This window comes from Bacillus massiliglaciei, assembly GCF_900098925.1.
GTDB lineage: Bacteria > Bacillota > Bacilli > Bacillales > DSM-1321 > Peribacillus > Peribacillus massiliglaciei.
The window spans coordinates 1-13,692 of record NZ_LT622356.1 but is presented as its reverse complement, the minus strand read 5'-3'; the positions used below and the strand labels follow the sequence as shown (position 1 = coordinate 13,692).

General features: G+C 46.8%; 10 protein-coding genes, 1 rRNA gene and 1 riboswitch. Of the genes, 8 read left to right on the top strand and 3 right to left on the bottom strand.

Features of this window, described 5'->3' with window-relative positions:
- Window positions 1-17 precede the first annotated feature (17 nt).
- Window positions 18-1,058 (top strand): selenide, water dikinase SelD, encoded by a 1,041-nt coding sequence (gene selD / locus BQ4305_RS04205; protein WP_407640137.1) that lies wholly within the window; start codon window positions 18-20, stop codon window positions 1,056-1,058.
- Between the two features lie 77 nt (window positions 1,059-1,135).
- Window positions 1,136-2,185 carry a tRNA 2-selenouridine(34) synthase MnmH gene (mnmH, locus tag BQ4305_RS04200; RefSeq protein ID WP_110926612.1) on the top strand — a complete coding sequence of 350 codons (1,050 nt, stop codon included), beginning with the start codon at window positions 1,136-1,138 and terminating at the stop codon, window positions 2,183-2,185.
- A gap of 45 nt (window positions 2,186-2,230) precedes the next feature.
- Here mnmH and BQ4305_RS04195 read toward each other — a convergent pair whose 3' ends face one another.
- Genes BQ4305_RS04195 through BQ4305_RS04185 form a run of 3 tightly spaced genes read right to left on the bottom strand, consistent with a single transcriptional unit; the run spans window position 2,231 to window position 5,939 of the window.
- Window positions 2,231-3,334: a Ger(x)C family spore germination protein gene (locus tag BQ4305_RS04195; protein WP_110926611.1), complete on the bottom strand. Its 1,104-nt coding sequence runs from the start codon at window positions 3,332-3,334 to the stop codon at window positions 2,231-2,233.
- A complete protein-coding gene (locus tag BQ4305_RS04190; protein ID WP_199880549.1) occupies window positions 3,304-4,398 on the bottom strand; it encodes a GerAB/ArcD/ProY family transporter in 1,095 nt (364 codons plus the stop codon). The genes BQ4305_RS04195 and BQ4305_RS04190 overlap by 31 nt, the downstream gene beginning before the upstream one ends.
- Before the next feature lie 17 nt (window positions 4,399-4,415).
- Window positions 4,416-5,939, bottom strand: coding sequence for a spore germination protein (locus BQ4305_RS04185; protein WP_110926859.1), 1,524 nt, complete (start codon window positions 5,937-5,939; stop codon window positions 4,416-4,418).
- Window positions 5,940-6,163: 224 nt separating this feature from the next.
- On the opposite strand from BQ4305_RS04185, the gene BQ4305_RS04180 reads away from it, so the two are divergent.
- From BQ4305_RS04180 to BQ4305_RS04155, 6 genes are all read left to right on the top strand, one after another.
- Window positions 6,164-7,117 carry an AAA family ATPase gene (locus BQ4305_RS04180; protein WP_110926609.1) on the top strand — a complete coding sequence of 318 codons (954 nt, stop codon included), beginning with the start codon at window positions 6,164-6,166 and terminating at the stop codon, window positions 7,115-7,117.
- Window positions 7,117-8,307: a DUF58 domain-containing protein gene (locus BQ4305_RS04175; RefSeq protein WP_110926608.1), complete on the top strand. Its 1,191-nt coding sequence runs from the start codon at window positions 7,117-7,119 to the stop codon at window positions 8,305-8,307. The genes BQ4305_RS04180 and BQ4305_RS04175 overlap by 1 nt, the downstream gene beginning before the upstream one ends.
- The gene (locus tag BQ4305_RS04170) at window positions 8,304-10,508 is read left to right on the top strand and encodes a DUF4129 domain-containing transglutaminase family protein (RefSeq protein WP_110926607.1); all 2,205 of its coding nucleotides are present in this window, start codon (window positions 8,304-8,306) and stop codon (window positions 10,506-10,508) included. Before BQ4305_RS04175 ends, BQ4305_RS04170 begins: the two co-directional genes overlap by 4 nt.
- Window positions 10,509-10,540: 32 nt before the next feature.
- A riboswitch (purine riboswitch) is annotated at window positions 10,541-10,642 on the top strand.
- 188 nt (window positions 10,643-10,830) lie between these two features.
- On the top strand, window positions 10,831-12,351 hold the full coding sequence (guaA, locus tag BQ4305_RS04165) for a glutamine-hydrolyzing GMP synthase (protein ID WP_199880577.1): 1,521 nt from the start codon (window positions 10,831-10,833) through the stop codon (window positions 12,349-12,351).
- A 276-nt stretch (window positions 12,352-12,627) separates the two neighbouring features.
- Window positions 12,628-12,777 carry a hypothetical protein gene (locus BQ4305_RS04160; RefSeq protein WP_110926605.1) on the top strand — a complete coding sequence of 50 codons (150 nt, stop codon included), beginning with the start codon at window positions 12,628-12,630 and terminating at the stop codon, window positions 12,775-12,777.
- Window positions 12,778-13,475: 698 nt separating this feature from the next.
- Window positions 13,476-13,692 (top strand): 16S ribosomal RNA (locus tag BQ4305_RS04155); the annotation flags it as partial.

The window sequence follows — 13,692 nt, the reverse complement described above, 5'->3', positions numbered from 1 at the left end:
TGTTTCTCATGACAGATATGAATGATATAAAATTAACATCCATGACAACAAAAGGGGGCTGCGGCTGTAAAATCGGGCCTGCGGATCTGGCACAGGTTCTGAGAGGCCTGCCGGCTGCGGTGCCGAATCCGGATTTGCTTGTCGGTCTTGATACAAGCGATGATGCCGGTGTTTACCGCCTGACGGATGACCTGGCGATGGTTCAGACCGTGGATTTCTTTACGCCGATTGTGGATGATCCATATTCTTTTGGCCAAATTGCGGCGACGAATGCGATCAGCGATATTTATGCAATGGGCGGCAAGCCGCTGACTGCGCTGAACATCGTGGCATTCCCGATTTCCAAACTGGATAAGAGCATCCTGACGGAAATTCTGCGCGGTGCGGGCGATAAATTGAAAGAAGCGGGCGTTACGCTCGTTGGCGGCCATTCTATTGATGACAATGAGCCGAAATTCGGTTTAGCGGTTACCGGCATTGTCCATCCTGATAAGGTACGGACGAATGCAGGAGCGAAACCGGGCGATAAACTGATTTTGACGAAGCCGATCGGAGTCGGCATTTTGACCACATCAATCAAGCGCGGCCTTTTGACTGAGGAGGAAATTTCCCGCGTGACGAAAGTGATGGCAACGCTGAATAAAACAGCTGCAGAGACAATGGATGCCTATGAAGTCCATTCCTCTACGGACGTGACTGGTTTCGGCCTGCTTGGACATGCTTCTGAAATGGCGAAAGGAAGCGGAACCGGTCTGCGGATCTATGAGAACCAGGTTCCTGTCCTGCCAAGAGTAAGGGAACTTGCAGAGGGCGGGGCTGTGCCTGGCGGAACCAAGAATAACTTTGCCCATCTTGAAGGGGATGTGACTTTCCCTGAATCAATGGATCAAATTGGCCAATGGATTTTATGTGATGCGGTTACTTCAGGCGGCCTTTTGATTTCGGTGACAGACGGACAGGCAGAAGAGCTGCTCGCGGACCTCAAGAAAGCAGGAGTGGAAGCGGCGATTATCGGTGAGGTTACAGAAGAGAATCCAGGGCATATTACTGTATTGTAAGAACATCTTGGGTAAAGGGAAAATCGGCTGAAAGGCCGGTTTTTTCAGTGGTGCACAATAGAAAGGTGGAAACACGAGTGTTTCAAGATATATCTGTTGAGAGATTACTTTCGTTAAAAGAGCAAAAAGAGCTTACGATCATTGATGTGCGGTCAGAGTCTGAATATAAAGATTCCACAATCCCCGGCAGTATCAATATTCCGTTCTTCACGGACGAGGAGCGGGCTGAGGTCGGGACTTTGTATAAACAAGTCAGTGTCCAGGCGGCCAAGGAGCGGGGGCTGGAAATCGCTTCTGCCAAACTGCCGGAATTTGTTAAGAAATTCTCAAGCCTGAATGGGGAGAAGGCGGTCTTTTGCTGGCGCGGCGGCATGCGCAGCCGGACAACAGCGACAGTCCTTTCCTTGATGGGCATCCGGGCGTTCCGTCTGGAAGGCGGCTACCGGGCCTACCGGAATTATGTAACCGACCAGCTGGGTTCTTTTGAGATGAAACCCCGGGCGATTGTGCTGAACGGCAATACGGGGTCAGGAAAGACAATCATTCTCAGAAAACTTGCGGATGAAGGCTATCCGGTCTTGGATCTGGAAGGAATGGCGAACCACCGCGGGTCTATTTTTGGACAAATCGGGCTGGAACCGCATAACCAGAAGAAATTCGATTCCCTGCTGCTTAAGGATCTGCAGCGTGTCAGTGATTCTCCTTATGTGGTCTTTGAGGGGGAAAGCAAGCGGGTCGGCAAAGCGATGGTTCCTGACTTTCTTTTAGATAAAAAAGAGAAGGGGCTGCAATTGTTCATCGATATGCCCATCGAAGAACGGGTGCGCCACATTTTAGAGGATTATCAGCCGACAGAGCATGCTGCGGAATGTTTGGAGGCCTTCTCGCGCATCAAACGAAGGATTCATACACCGGCGGCCAATCAGATTCAGAAAGATTTGGAGACCGGGGAATATGCTTCAGCTGTCCAGCTGCTGCTGGAATATTATTATGATCCGCTCTATGAACATACGACCAGCCATTTTCCGCAGAGCCAGATTATCAGGCTCGAAGTCCGGAATATTGACGAAGCGATTGTACGTGTCCGAGACTATTTGAATACGGCTGGGGAACCTCAGACCGTGTAAGAAAGAAAAGCGCCGTGAATGCATATTCCGGCGCTTTTTTTGCGTTTATTCGATGGTCCCTGTCTGAATGATATCGACTTCGGCTTTGACATGGATGGGCATTTCAGGATACATTTCCTGCCATTTTTTTTCGGTCAGGTTCTTGTTTTGGGCATGTACTCTTTTTTTCATTCCAAATGGGTCGATATTCTTTTTCTGTAACTTGCTGATGAGCTGCTCACTTTCTTTGGCCAGGTGCTTTTCTAAGATTTTCTCAATTTTGACCGTTTCCGTTTTATTCAGTCTTTTCTTCGCTGTGACTTCTTTCAGTTCTCCTTTGATTTTAATCGTAATATGAACGGCAGGCTTGCCGGCTTTTTTCTTCACGGAGTAGGTGGAGCCTCCAACGATATTTTCGAGCACGATGTTTTTAAATTCCTTTGTCTGCAAATAATAGAATCCTCGTTTATGTCTTTCAATCAGGGATTTGAAGACGAACATTTTATCGGTCGGAATACGGCCGACGATCCGTTCTTTTTCGAAAAGGACGATGCCTGAAACACCGATTTCGCCTTTTTCCTTCTTAATAACGGGGAGATATCCGTTTCCATTGTCTTCTAAGTTATCTTTCGTGAAAATTTGGAGATTGATCTTTGGGCCGTTCCCGACCTTTGATTGCTGATTGATGGTGTCTGAGACATAGACGCCGATATTAAGGTTGGACTCCTTAAATTTTGTATATAGAATCTCGTGAACGCTTCCCTTCACGATCGCAACGTTTACCCGGCTTCCTACGCTCGGATCCCGGTTCAGGAAATCCAGCAAATGATGAATTCCCTTTTCTTGGACGACGTCTTCGCTTAATAGCACCACTCGGGTCTGCCCAAGCACAATAGGCCTCGGCGCTTTCTTGGAGACTTCTACCTGGGCATCGCTTGCCGATTTGGAGAAACTCTCAACGATTCGGTATTTTCCTTGCTCCTCTTTTTTAAACAGGGGGATGACAAACATTCCCTTAATTTCCCCCTCTTCGGCTAAATCGAAGCCAATCGCTTGTGCTAAATCCAAATCATCGACTACCCGCGTGTTTCCGCAGGCGGTCAGAAGCAGGAAGGATACGATCAGAATCACGGCCTTTTTCATGTCTGTTTCCCCCGTTTCTTTTTCCAATAAACGATCCCCAGCAATACAGGCAGATACATAAAGAGCAGCGCCGGACCAAATTGATTCACGGCTTTCTCATAGATAACGAACATGTCTTTATCAAGAACGAAGATTTGAGAGAGAAGAATCAGGACAAACATGGCGAGCAATGGATAAATCTGCTTCACGCTGAACACTTTTTTGACAATCCGGCTGGCTGCCCATAAAGGAATGGTCATATTGGGGATGATGACAAGAGCCCACCAGGAAATTTGGATATATTCAAACCGCTGGATGAAAGGCAGCTCGATAATGCTGGACAGTGACAGCGTCGGCCAGATGACTTCCACCAATTCTTTTGGCGAATAATAAATGATGGAAACCAGATAGATCGTCATTGCAAGCAGGGTGGTTGTTAAGGCGCCCAGATGAGCAGATTTTTGTGATGTTTCCGGATGTTGTAAAAATGGATAAAAGACCAGAAGGGTTTCAAAACCGAGCATGGTCAAAGAGGAATCCTGAATTCCCATGATGATGTCTTTGATCGGGTGATCAAACATGGGGAGCAGATTGGCGAATTCCGAGAAAAACAGGTCGTAAAACAGGATGAATACCAGCCAGTACACGAGAATGACGCTGATAAAGGTGATGCCGGTTACGGCGCGGAACCCTCCGGCGATTATATAATAAATCAAGGCCATAAAAACAATAGCAAAAGCCCATGAAGGAACTTGAGCAAACATCCACACATGCACGACATTGATATAGGTGGTCATGACGGCCGCGCTCATCAAAAAGAAATAGACGGCAAAAAGCAGGCTGAAGAAGTGGCCGGCGTATTTCCCAATGGCATGCTTATTGACGGACACAATGTCTCCGGGTGCCATGCTGAAAATTTTATAGATGACGGCGATAAACAAATGGACCATCATGCCCGCTAACAGGATGGAAATCCAGCCGTCTGTTCCAGCTCTCTTGACTAAAAACTTTTGAAACGACAGGACACTGATTCCTGTCTGCATGGCATGAATCAAAAAGAATGCGTAAAAAGGGGAAACTTGATTTTTAACATTTACTTCACAGTTATTCATAGCAGCCCCCATCCTTTTTATTCATAAAAATCATTCTTTCCTTTATTATCTTTTTTCTCGGTTGCATGAAACCTGTTTGCTTTTTTAGGCTTCATATTCGAAGGCCGTTTCTGAAAAAAGTTAAACGGGAGTTTGACAATCCCGTCTTTCCAGTCTTGAAATCGGAATGGATAGATCGGTTCCAGATACGGTCTCCCGAGAGATGTCAGCCGAACCAAGTGAGTCAGGGTAAACATCGTCACAATCATGATGCCCAGGCCCCCCCAGACTTGAGCTCCGAGCAGGAATGGGAAACGCAGGAGCCTGATGGCGTTGCCCATTTTGTAAATCGGCGTCACAAATGAAGCCAGTGCGGAAGCCGCTACGATAATTAAGAGGATATTGCTTGTCAGGCCGGCTTCGACGGATGCCTGCCCGATGACAATCCCTCCTACGATACCAAGGGTTTGGCCGACCTTGGTCGGGAGCCGGGCTGCAGCTTCCCTTAAAAGCTCAATGGCGATCTCAAGGAACAGGGCCTCGATAAGCGGCGGAAAGGGAATGAGAATTCTCGATGAGATAATCGTCTCCAGCAAATCTTTCGGAATCAGTTCGTAGTGAAAGGTCAGAATTGCTACATAAAGCGGTGTGCCGTAAATGGAGAAGACAACCGCAAACACCCGAAGCAGACGAAAGAAGGAGCCGGGAATCCAGGACATGTTATAGTCTTCCATCGTCGCAAAATACTCCAGAAGCGTGGTTGGCGCAAGAATGACTAATGGCGACCGGTCAACGGCAATGATGATTTTCCCTTCATTCAGGGCGCCGGCGACACGGTCCGGCCTCTCTGTATATAAAAACAGCGGAAAAATGGTATTGGAGTCGTCATAGATCATTTGGATCAAGTTTGTGGTATCTAATACCTCATCATAATCAAGGTCATTAATTCTCTGAGTGACTGTTTCGACATTCGTAGTATCCGCAATGTCCTCGATGTAAAGAATCGCCACACGTGATTTGGATCGCGATCCTACGACGGTTTCTTTCACCCTCAGGTTTGGAGTCGGCAGCCGCCTCCTAATTAAGTTCAGGTTGGTGTCAATATCTTCAACAAAGGCCTCCTGTGGGCTGATGGTGCCAAATTCCAGTTCGGGGATGTTGACCTGCCTTCCTTTTTGCGCGGGAACGCTGATTAAAAGCACTTCATCGGGCTTTGAGGCGAGGCGCAGGGCCATATCTCCTCTCAGAATTCTTTCTTTGATGACCTCAGGGGAATCGGTGATCACCATATTTTCGACAGGGATGACTTCTTTGAAGCTTTGCAGGCTGACTTCGGGTACTTTTTGGATGGCAGAGAGCACAATTTGATGAAGTTCCTGCGCATCTATTAACGTCCCGATAAAAGAGACGTTGTAGGGCACACCGTTCAGGATATTTTGATAGTCTATAAAATCATGGGATGCAGCAAACTCCTGAAATAAGTTCGTAACCGTTTCTTCACGAGGAGAAAGGTTTTCCGTCTCTTCTTTTTTTCTTCTTCCGAATTTCTTTTTCCGCAGCATGTGATCACCTCGATTGAAAGCATTTCTTAGGTTTAATATGACTAGATTTCTGAAGAATATCCATTGCCGGCCGGTTTTGAAAAAATACGCCATTTGCCGCTCCTGAATTCTTCAGAAATTGGAAGAGTTGTTTTATTTTACATTTGGCGGTTATCTTGTAAACTTGTATGAAAGAGAAAGTTTTTTGGTCGTCGGCTTGTGAAAGTTTGAGGAGGAGGAGTGGCATGGAATATATGAGGAATGCGAAGCTGGAAGAAGTTCTCGTTAATATAGAAAAGGTCATCATTGGGAAAAGAGAGGTCGCGGAATTAAGTTTGGTGGCTCTGCTTGCGGACGGACATGTCCTCCTGGAGGATGTCCCGGGTGTCGGCAAGACGGTTATGGTCAGGGCATTGGCGAAATCGATCGGAGCGGAGTTCAAACGTATTCAGTTCACCCCGGATTTATTGCCGTCCGATGTGACGGGCGTTTCCGTCTATAATCCGAAAGAACAGGAGTTTATCTTCCGGGCCGGACCGGTGATGGGGCATATTATCTTGGCGGATGAGATTAACCGAACCTCACCGAAAACGCAGTCTGCCCTGCTGGAGGCGATGGAAGAGGCGAGCGTGACGGTGGACGGAGTGACGAGGAAGCTGGGCAGGCCATTCTTTGTCATGGCGACTCAGAATCCGATCGAGTATGAAGGAACCTATCCGCTTCCAGAGGCACAGCTGGATCGGTTTTTGCTCAAAATGCAAATGGGCTATCCGACGGCAGAGGAGGAAATGGAAATCCTCAGCCGTTCTCAGTTTGTGCTGCCGCTTGAAGAGCTGCGGTCTGTCATAACCTTGGAGGAGCTTGTCGGACTGCAGGAAGAAGTGAAGACCGTCCGTGTGGAAGAAACGGTGAAATGGTATATCGTGGACGTGGTTAACCGGACAAGGGCTCATAATCAAGTGTATTTGGGTGCCAGTCCTCGCGGGACAATTGCCCTGATGAAGGCGGCGCAGGCGTACGCCTTTCTGAATGGACGGGATTATGTGCTGCCGGATGATGTGCAGTTCCTTGCCCCTTATGTGCTGTCACACAGGCTGATTTTAAAATCTGAAGCGAAATATAACGGTCTTGAATCAGAAGCCGTTGTCCGGGAAATTCTTTCTTCCGTGCCGGTTCCGGTGAAAAGGGCTGTGAATTAATGAAAAAAGGATTCCTGTATGCAAAGAAATACGGGAGGCTGGCCGGACTGCTTGTGCTGCTGGCCGCCGCCTTTTCGTTTGCGATGTTTCAAGGCGGGTTTGTCAGCTGGTTTTTGTTCTATACATTCCTGCCTTTTGCGTGTTATGCCATCTTGGTATTTTTCTATCCAATTAAGCAGTTTGAGGCAGAGAGAGGGCTTGAGAAACGTGAATTTCGCCAAGGCGATGAGCTTTCGGTCAAGCTGAGCCTTTCCCGGAAAAACCGATTTCCCCTGCTGTACCTGGTCGTTGAGGACTGGCTGCCGGATTCATTGGCCGGCGTGTCTTCAAGGACAAGAAAGTCTATTGTATTCCCCGGTTTCAGAGATTCCTTCACGCTGGACTATCAGCTTGGCCCCCTGCCGCGCGGGGAGCATGCGTTTCAGGCCATCCGGATTCAAACGGGTGATTTCCTCGGCTTATTTGAAAAAGAAGCCCAGTTTGACCTTGCGGGACGGATTGTCGTCTATCCGGCCTATTATGAATTATCCTACCGTCAGCTCGAAGGACTGTTTCAGTTTGGGCAGGCTGGGTCCGCCAAAAAAATGCAGCGTGAACAGTCGGTTGTTTCAGGGATCCGCGAATATGAACCGGGCGATCAGTTTTCCTGGATTAATTGGAAAGCAACGGCCCGGACGAATGAAATTATGACCAAGGAATTTGAAGATCAAAGAAGCCAGGACCTGTTTCTTTTACTTGACGAGAGCGATTCTGCTTCTTTTGAGGAAGCGGTGATGCTTGCGGCTTCTTTTGCCCATGCGGCCATTAAAAGGGGCGTTCAGCTTGGATTTGCGGGCACTCATTCTGCTTCAATCCTTCCTGTTCAGGGAGGATCCGTCCAAAGACAGAAGATTTTCAGTGAATTGGCCCGGGTGAAAGCGATGCCTGACAGCGAGGCGGAACTGAAAGGGAGAATTCCGCAATCCGCCCGGGTGATCCTGGTGACAGGCAGCCTGGATTTTGATAAAGCGGACGCCTTCCCTCTCTTGGGGACGAATCAGAAGCCTGTTCTTTTGGTTGCTAAAAGCAGCAGCGAACTGACAGAAGAGGAGAAGGGAGCCAGGGAAGCCATGCAGCTGAAGGGAATCCAGGTCCGTTATCTTGGCGAAGGTGCCTTGGGGAAAGAGAATACAGGGGGAATGATGGTATGAAGACCGAGAAGGGACTTGAACTGGCGATCCATATCATATTGTACGGTTTTGGGATTTTGCTGATCACGGAATGGCTTCGTCCGGTCAATGAACTGACGGATACTCATAATATTTCAGTTTTTGTCGTGTTTGTCGTCCTTTCGTTGGTGCTCCATTATTTCGGGGTGCATTGGGTGCTCCGCTTTGTGATATTAAATCTTTATTTGATGCTGTCAATCCAGCTTCTCTACAGCAATACTCCGCTATTTGCATTAAGCTGGATCGGCGATTATTTCCAGCATGTATTCGAGAATTTCGGACTGATTTGGAATGGAGGGCTTTCAGAAATATCCAATTCATTCCGGACCTTCCTGTTTTTCGTCCTTCTTTGGCTTGTAACGTATTTGATTCATTATTGGGTAATGGTGAAGCGGAGCATTTTCTTCTTTTTCCTGCTGACTGTTCTATTTTTGGCCACACTTGATACGTTCACTCCCTATGATGCTGAAATGCCGATACTAAGGCTGGTCTTAGTCGGGTTTGGCGTTCTGGGGCTGCTCACTATGCTCCGTTTGTCTATTCGCGAACAGCTGCCGCTTTCGGGGAAAATGATGCGTAAGTGGGGAATCCCGCTTGGCGTTATGCTTTGTGTGAGCATATTGATTGGCTTCAGCGGCCCGAAGCTGGATGCGCAGTGGGCCGATCCGGTGCCCTTCATCACCACTTATTCAGATAAATTTACTGGTAAGGAAGGGGGGGGCGAAGGCGTCAATCGGGTCGGCTACGGGGAAGATGACTCCCGTCTCGGCGGAAGCATTGAGCCGGATGACTCGGTCGTCTTCTACAGCAATTCTGTGACAGGCCATTATTGGAAGGTGGAGAGCAAAAATATCTATACCGGAAAAGGCTGGGAGTCCAAGGGCATTCAGGATTTTTATTATTTCAATGAAGGCGAGGACCTGTCTGGGACGGCAGGATATCAGATTCCTGAAGGCGTCAGGATCGAGGAGATGGAGGCCGACCTGGTCATCGAAGAACGCCATGATCATGTCCCATACCCTGCTTCCGGCTATGTGAAAAAAGTGGAAGGCGGTCAGGTGTACCGCTATAACCGCGATATCGAAAAGATTACCATTCAAGGAGAGAACGGGAGGCCGATGCTGCCGGACAGCCTTTCACTTGAATACAGTCTTCCTTCCTTTGATATCGCTAAGCTAAGGGAAGCCGACGGTCCGGACGGAAATATGCAGGAACTTATGGCATCGAACACAGAGCTTCCTCTGACAGTGACAGATCGGACAAAGCAGCTGGCAGCTGAGCTGACGGAAGGGAAGGACAACTGGTATGATCAGGCGAAAGCCATTGAAAATTATCTCCATGGGCCGGATTTCATTTATTCTAAAAGTGATATCACGTATCCGAGGGAAAACCAGGATTATGTTGATCAGTTTCTGTTTGAAACCCAAATGGGCTATTGCGATAACTTTTCCACCTCAATGGTCGTCATGCTCCGTTCCATCGGGATACCGGCCAGATGGGTGAAGGGCTATACAGAAGGGGAAAAGACCCTATATAAAGGAAAAAGTGTATATGAAGTGACGAATAACCAGGCCCACTCCTGGGCAGAAGCGTACTTTCCGGGTGTTGGCTGGGTGCCGTTCGAGCCGACTAAGGGTTTTTCAGGACAGGCTGAATTTTATAATTCCGATTTGAATACAGACGGAGCTGCAGCCGAGGAAAGAGAAGCTTCTCCGGCAGCAGAACCTGAGGAAGAGAAGCCGGCAGCGGAGAAAAAAGCGGAAGAACAGAAGAAGCTGGATGAGCAGAGCGGTGCCGCTTCAAACGAATCGGATTCCGGTTCCGTTTGGACAGGCATCTTGATTGCTGCAGCTGCCGTTTTGGTCCTTGCCGTTCTGCTGTATCTCAGCCGGCGGAAATGGCTGCCGCGTTTCTGGATTGCCCAGGTGAAAAAGAATCACAGTTATGAATTCAACAGCGCGTTCAGCCTTTTGCTGAAGCAGCTGGAAAGAGCGGGATTGAAACGCCCAAAAGGTCAGACGCTGAGAGAATATGCTAAATATGTCGACGAGATCTACGGGACGGTTGAAATGAGGGAAATAACAAGCTATTATGAGAAAGTGATCTATCGTGGGGAAGAAGAGACATCATGGGATGAACTTCGGGAACCATGGGAAACGATAATGAGAAAAACTGCCGCTTGACCGCTTTTCCTATCTGTTGTTACAATATTTTAGAAAAATAATATATATTCCTTCGTATATCCTCGATAATATGGATCGAAAGTCTCTACCGAATCACCGTAAATGATTTGACTATGAAGGCAGATGATATCAGGAAACCGGAAATCTGCCTTTTTTTGTATGGATATACAAGGGAGATTTCTGGTTTTTTTTTCTTATATGATACCAATTTTAGGCGAAAGCTAAGAAGCAAGCGTTCTGCGTCCGAATAAGGACGGAAGATGAATTTATATTAATTGAGGTGACTGTAGTGCCGGGGAAAAAAGAATTGCAAAACCAAGAAATGATCGTAGTGCTCGATTTCGGAAGCCAGTATAACCAGCTGATCACACGCCGGATCCGTGAATTCGGAGTGTACAGTGAATTGCATCCGCATACGATTACTGTCGAAGAAATCAAGGAAATGAATCCAAGCGGAATCATTTTCTCAGGAGGCCCGAACAGCGTATATGATGCAGCTGCTTTTGGCTGTGACGAGCGCATCTTTGATTTAGGCCTGCCTATTTTCGGCATTTGTTACGGAATGCAGCTGATGAGCAAGCATTTGGGCGGAAAAGTAGAGCCTGCGAAAAACCGTGAATACGGAAAAGCAACATTGAAAATCGAGCACCAATCCAAATTGTTCAGCGAACTGCCGGAAGAGCAGGTCGTATGGATGAGCCATGGCGACTTAGTCGTGGAAGCGCCAGAAGGGTTTACTGTCGATGCGACCAATCCATCATGCCCGATTTCAGCCATGAGTGATGAATCCCGCGGCTTCTATGCTGTGCAATTCCACCCGGAAGTGCGTCACTCCGTTTATGGAAATGAAATTCTAAAGAATTTTGTCTTTCATGTATGCGGCTGTAAAGGCGACTGGTCTATGGACAACTTTATTGAAATTGAAATGGAGAAAATCCGCCAGACTGTCGGAGACAAAAAAGTCCTTTGTGCTTTAAGCGGCGGTGTGGATTCATCCGTTGTTGCCGTATTGATCCACAAAGCAATCGGCGATCAGCTTACATGTATCTTTGTTGACCACGGCCTGCTCCGCAAAGGCGAAGCAGAAAGCGTCATGAAAACATTCAGCGAAGGCTTTAACATGAATGTCATTAAAGTTGATGCAAAAGAACGTTTTATGAAGAAACTTGCCGGAGTTTCTGATCCTGAGCAAAAACGTAAAATCATCGGTAACGAATTCATTTATGTATTCGACGATGAATCAGCTAAACTGGAAGGTATTAAATTCCTGGCCCAAGGAACGCTTTATACAGACATTATCGAGAGCGGTACGGCTACGGCTCAAACAATCAAATCTCACCATAATGTCGGCGGGCTTCCGGAAGACATGGACTTCACACTGATCGAACCATTGAACACTCTATTCAAAGACGAAGTCCGCGCACTTGGAACAGAACTGGGCATTCCGGACGAAATCGTCTGGCGCCAGCCTTTCCCTGGACCAGGCCTTGGTATCCGTGTACTTGGAGAAATCACCGAAGAAGGACTGGAAATCGTCCGCGAATCAGACTACATCCTTCGCGAAGAAATCCGCAAAGCCGGACTTGAACGGGAAGTATGGCAATACTTCACATGTCTGCCAAACATCCGCAGCGTAGGTGTTATGGGAGACGGACGTACGTATGACCACACAGTCGGCATCCGTGCCGTCACATCCATCGACGGCATGACTTCTGACTGGGCAAGGATCCCTTGGGATGTCCTCGAAGTCATCTCTACAAGGATCGTCAACGAAGTGCCGCATGTAAACCGCGTTGTGTATGACATCACATCCAAGCCGCCTGCAACGATCGAGTGGGAATAAGACTATTCTCTAAGCAGGTCAGTCATCACTAAATCAATTAAACCCTCTTTTAGTTATTTATAACGAGTAACTAGAAGAGGGCTTTTATTATGGTCAAAATGAGCGAATGGATGGATGGAATCAGCACTTCAATGTCGGCAAAGATAAGCAGAATGAATCCCATTACGGATACAAGGTTAAGCAGTACACTAATAAAGTAAAAAGGTTTACTTCAGTCAAATAAGGTATAGTATATGTGTTGAATAGATTCTCTTTAAAGAAAAGTAGGTGAACAACATGGGAAAATATCAATTGGATTCCAAAGGTAAGCTAGCCGTGGCAAAGTATCATGAAAAACAAAAGCCTGCCAAATTTGATAAAAAGCAACAACTTGAAAAACTACGTGCGGAGTATTTGAAAAAGAAGCAAATACAATCAGATAAATAATAGGACAGAAAACATAGGAAGAACAAAATTCCCCTATGTTTTTTGTTGAGGTTTGGAGATTGCAGGACAGGCTGCGGAAGTGGCATGTCCATATTTTATTAAGCATAGGTGTAAGGAGGATAAACAACCCCAGTCTATTTTTAGGAGGATGGGCATCCTTTCATTCAGAAACAACAAATCCATAGGATAGAAATTTCAGGTGCAGCTGGAGCGATTGTTTCAGGATCCAAGAAGATGGATCTTAAAAGTTAGTTAACATGCCGGATAAGTATGAGAAAGAATAAGTTGAAAATACTTGTTGACTTCGGACTGGATACGTAGTAAATTAATAAAGCTGCTTCGCGGCAGAGCTAACTGAATAACTTTCTTCGGGAAAACAAATCTTGAAAAAGAAGTTGACTTCCGCGAAATAGAATGATATAGTATTATATGTTGCTGATATGCGACACAGACGTTTTCTTCTTTTCTTTCAAGGAATTGAGAGAGAAAAGAAAATAAAAAAGAAGTTGACTTCTGCGAAACAAGATGATATGATAGATAAAGTCATCACACAGATGAAGTAAACGAAATTGCTCTTTGAAAACTGAACAAAACAAAGCGTAAGCGTACGATATATAGTGAACTAACACTATTTTAAAAAAGTAATGTTGACCATTGATTGATATCAATGCCAGCACTTCTATGAGCAAGTCAAACATTCTTCGGAGAGTTTGATCCTGGCTCAGGACGAACGCTGGCGGCGTGCCTAATACATGCAAGTCGAGCGAATCAAAGGGAGCTTGCTCCCGGAGATTAGCGGCGGACGGGTGAGTAACACGTGGGCAACCTGCCTGTAAGACTGGGATAACTTCGGGAAACCGGAGCTAATACCGGATAGTTTCTTCCCTCTCATGAGGGAAGATGGAAAGACGGTCT

Coding starts and splice junctions, on each gene's coding strand:
- BQ4305_RS04160 (WP_110926605.1), top strand. CDS start 12,628: ATGGGAAAATATCAATTGGATTCCAAAGGTAAGCTAGCCGTGGCAAAG.
- selD (WP_407640137.1), top strand. CDS start 18: ATGAATGATATAAAATTAACATCCATGACAACAAAAGGGGGCTGCGGC.
- BQ4305_RS04180 (WP_110926609.1), top strand. CDS start 6,164: ATGGAATATATGAGGAATGCGAAGCTGGAAGAAGTTCTCGTTAATATA.
- BQ4305_RS04170 (WP_110926607.1), top strand. CDS start 8,304: ATGAAGACCGAGAAGGGACTTGAACTGGCGATCCATATCATATTGTAC.
- BQ4305_RS04190 (WP_199880549.1), bottom strand. CDS start 4,398: ATGAATAACTGTGAAGTAAATGTTAAAAATCAAGTTTCCCCTTTTTAC.
- guaA (WP_199880577.1), top strand. CDS start 10,831: ATGATCGTAGTGCTCGATTTCGGAAGCCAGTATAACCAGCTGATCACA.
- BQ4305_RS04175 (WP_110926608.1), top strand. CDS start 7,117: ATGAAAAAAGGATTCCTGTATGCAAAGAAATACGGGAGGCTGGCCGGA.
- BQ4305_RS04185 (WP_110926859.1), bottom strand. CDS start 5,939: ATGCTGCGGAAAAAGAAATTCGGAAGAAGAAAAAAAGAAGAGACGGAA.